Origin of the sequence: Desulforhabdus sp. TSK, assembly GCF_022836495.1 — a bacterium.
In the GTDB taxonomy this organism is placed as follows: domain Bacteria; phylum Desulfobacterota; class Syntrophobacteria; order Syntrophobacterales; family Syntrophobacteraceae; genus Desulforhabdus.
Genome location: NZ_BQXM01000075.1, coordinates 1 through 3,214, shown reverse-complemented (window position 1 = coordinate 3,214; position 3,214 = coordinate 1). Strand labels below are relative to the sequence as shown.

Below are 3,214 nucleotides of genomic sequence, written 5' to 3'. Positions count from 1 at the left end.
ACCCCCTGGATTATGGATGATAGAATCCAGGTTATCGTACTACTGTGGACACAACCTGTCCACTACTTCTGGGGCCAAATCCCGAGCACTAAAACCGGCCCTCAGAGGCCATTTTTGGACGCCCTAATTTTAGAGTCGGAAAATAACGTACCCTCTATATTGGCTACAATAGCAGTATCTTCAAAATCTTGTTTATTGTAACCATAATAATTAGGACTGGCTTTATTTGTATTAAAATCTTTATCAAAATATTTTCCCAAATCTTGCGTTTCTGCATAAGTCAGATTGTAGTAATTATTGTGATCATCATGATTGTTTGACACAAACAACTCGGTTTTAAATTTATCATTCGGTTCATAAACAATGCCTGAAGAACCATTTGTACGGTTAAGATCACCTTCCCCTTTATATTTATCACTCGCTGTATAAGAAAATGATCCAAATGACGAGACATTCCCGATATCACCCGTATCAATCCGTAAAAAAGTCCTGGAGAAGTCATCGCTTCCGACTGTTTGGGAAACATCTGCACCCAATGAATGTTCAGGTCTTTTGATGTTCAAATCTACCTTGCCGGCAAGATTTGAAAATCCAAGCCCCCTATCTATGGGAATATAGCCTTTGTACAGGTCCACTCTTTCGATGTTTTCGAGGTCAAATATCGTTTTTCCACCGCCCGGATTGCCGCTTATAGGTACTCCCTCGTACGTCTTCAAGCCGCCTGGTCCCGTCTGCTTTTTGCCTCTTATGCGGATAGAGTCGTGAAAGCCGTTTTCATTGGTGCCCAGGTTGTCGACCGGCGTGAAGTTGACCGACGGTGACATCTCAATGACTTTAAAGACATTGATGTTGCCCGGCTTGGCAAAAGCTTCGATGCCCTTTTGGGTGAAGCTTTGCTGGTTCGTCGGCGCCAGAACGTCTGTGGGCAGGACAAACCCCTTGCGATCCGCCTCACCTGTCCCGGTTGGGCTGCCATATACAGTGATCGGCTCCAATCGCCATGGAGGCGTTTGCCCCTTTTCAGGCTCTTCGGCCATCACCGATCCGATGATCAACATCACCCCGGACAGAGCCATGCCAAGGCCTTTTGCCAGCTGGTATTTCATCTGCCGCCTCCTTTCCCATTGACGTGCTCTTGGGTTGGCGATGGCAGAGTAACAGGATGGAGAATCGCAGTTGACGACAGGGTCATCTTTCTGTAAGCCGCTCTCCCTGAGAATGTACTGGGGTTGTAATCGAATTCGAGCATCTCATTTTCTCCGGTTTATTCGGGTGAAAGGTCAACACAAGGGTGAATGGCGATAACCCGCTCTGCGCAGCTCTTAAAGTACGTTTAAAAATATTAATTTGTATTGTTTACACGACATCAAAAGCTAATACTGCATGCCTCGAGAAAAAGTCAATACGTATTTTGGTAGGAAAACGCCGGATGGTATAGGTGGGGGGTTTGATTTTCGGTCCGGGAACGGGGTATTTTGCGGAGCTGAGATGGCGATCACATAGTCGAAGCCAATACCCGTTCAGGGCCCGGCGCATCATAATCTCAAGAGCTCACTTGGGCTTTCAGGCCGGATGGTCAAAGTCATTTGTCGATGGACTGGAGGATTTGAAATGATTTGTTACGAACCGATCGGAATCGTAAATTCACCGTTCAAAGAAATAAACGGAATGCCCATTCAGCCCGTCGGAGCCCGGGGTGTCGCAGGGCAAATCGAAATCCTGCCGGACCTCCAGGGAGGCCTCAAGGACCTCGACGGTTTTTCGCATATCTTTGTCATTTATCACTTCCACGGCGCCTCAGGCTATTCACTCCTCGTCAAGCCATTTCTCGATCAGAGCCGGCACGGAGTGTTCGCCACGCGAGCGCCAAAGCGACCGAACTCCATCGGCCTCTCGGTGCTCAAGCTCCTGAAAGTAGACGGCAACATCCTTCATGTGGAGCATGTCGATATTCTTGACGGGACGCCTGTTCTTGACATCAAACCCTATGTGCCGACATTCGATGCCTGGGAAACGGACAAAGTGGGGTGGTTTGCTGCAGCGACTGGGAGGGCGGAAACCGAGAGGGCGGATGATCGATTCAAGTAGATTTTGAGAGGCTTAGGCCCTCAACTCACCATAGGGACAGGCTGAGGGCCGGCCTGGGATTATTCTTTTGCAAGCATGACGCTTGTGGCTTTGATGAGGACATGGATTGCGTCGCCCACCTTGACATTCAGCTCCTGGACAGCCTCCATGCTGACAAGAGCCGTAATGACATTGCCGCTCCCGACGTCGACCTTCACTTTTGCCATGATCATGCCTTCTTTTACTTCCAAAACTTTTCCTTTGAGGACGTTCCTGGTGCTGAGCTTCATGTCGGACCTCCATCATTCATTGAGTTTAGGAAGAGTTGAAGGACAACGGGTGCGGACATCCATCCCGCTGCCAGTAAAATGTTAAAATTTATGAGGCTTCCCTTGGAAAATGTCAAGAAGTAATTTATAAACTACACTATTCACTAATACACATGACAATTGCAGCTGTTTTTGACTGTGACGTAAGTTCATTCTTGTCAGGAGACCTGTCATGGGAACGACTAAAAGTCAGGTAATTTGCAACCTCAAAACCGCCCGCAAGGGCAAAGGACTGTCCCAGAGCGAGCTGGCCGAGCGGGTCGGCGTGAAGCGCCAGGCGATCTACGACATGGAAACGGGGCGGTACGTACCCAATACGACCGTAGCGCTCCGCATGGCGAGAGAGCTGGGCTGCAGGGTGGAAGACCTTTTCGCCCTGGATGCATCCGAAGATGAACAGCCTGTCACCCTGGTTGAAGAAGCGGAGATGCCGCATAGAAGGGTTTCAGTAGCCAGGGTGCGCGACCGCCTGGTAGCCTATCCCCTGGATGGCAAGTGGCTGCTGAGTGACGGGTTTCAGGCTGCCGACGGTCTGCTTTCATCCGCAGGCAGTCATGTGCAGTTCCTCCAGAGGAATGAGCACCTGGAGAAAAAAGTGCTGCTGCTGGGCTGTGATCCGGCCTTTGCCATTCTCGGTGCGCATGCATCGCGATGGGCTGCGGACGCTGGCATTCACTGCCGCTTTGCCTCAAGCCATCTCGCTTTGCAGAGGCTTGCCGCGGGCCACGCCCACCTTGCGGGAACGCACCTGCACAACCCCTCGTCCGTCGATTCCAACCTGGCACTCGCTCAGAAGGTCCTGGCAGGCTCGAAGGCTA

General features: G+C 50.5%; 4 protein-coding genes. 2 read left to right on the top strand and 2 right to left on the bottom strand.

Annotated elements, in window-relative coordinates; genetic code table 11:
- Positions 1-101: 101 nt before the first annotated feature.
- Positions 102-1,106 (bottom strand): TonB-dependent receptor plug domain-containing protein, encoded by a 1,005-nt coding sequence (locus tag MWC30_RS21455; RefSeq protein ID WP_244086245.1) that lies wholly within the window; start codon positions 1,104-1,106, stop codon positions 102-104.
- A gap of 505 nt (positions 1,107-1,611) precedes the next feature.
- On the opposite strand from MWC30_RS21455, the gene tsaA reads away from it, so the two are divergent.
- Entirely contained in the window at positions 1,612-2,088 is a 477-nt protein-coding gene (gene tsaA, locus MWC30_RS21450) for a tRNA (N6-threonylcarbamoyladenosine(37)-N6)-methyltransferase TrmO (RefSeq protein WP_244086244.1), read from the top strand.
- Between the two features lie 59 nt (positions 2,089-2,147).
- Here tsaA and MWC30_RS21445 read toward each other — a convergent pair whose 3' ends face one another.
- Positions 2,148-2,357: a molybdopterin-binding protein gene (locus MWC30_RS21445; protein ID WP_244086243.1), complete on the bottom strand. Its 210-nt coding sequence runs from the start codon at positions 2,355-2,357 to the stop codon at positions 2,148-2,150.
- Positions 2,358-2,568: 211 nt separating this feature from the next.
- Here MWC30_RS21445 and MWC30_RS21440 point away from each other — a divergent pair.
- Positions 2,569-3,214, top strand: a 646-nt coding sequence (locus tag MWC30_RS21440; protein WP_244086242.1) for a helix-turn-helix domain-containing protein, incomplete at its 3' end; no start/stop codon positions are given.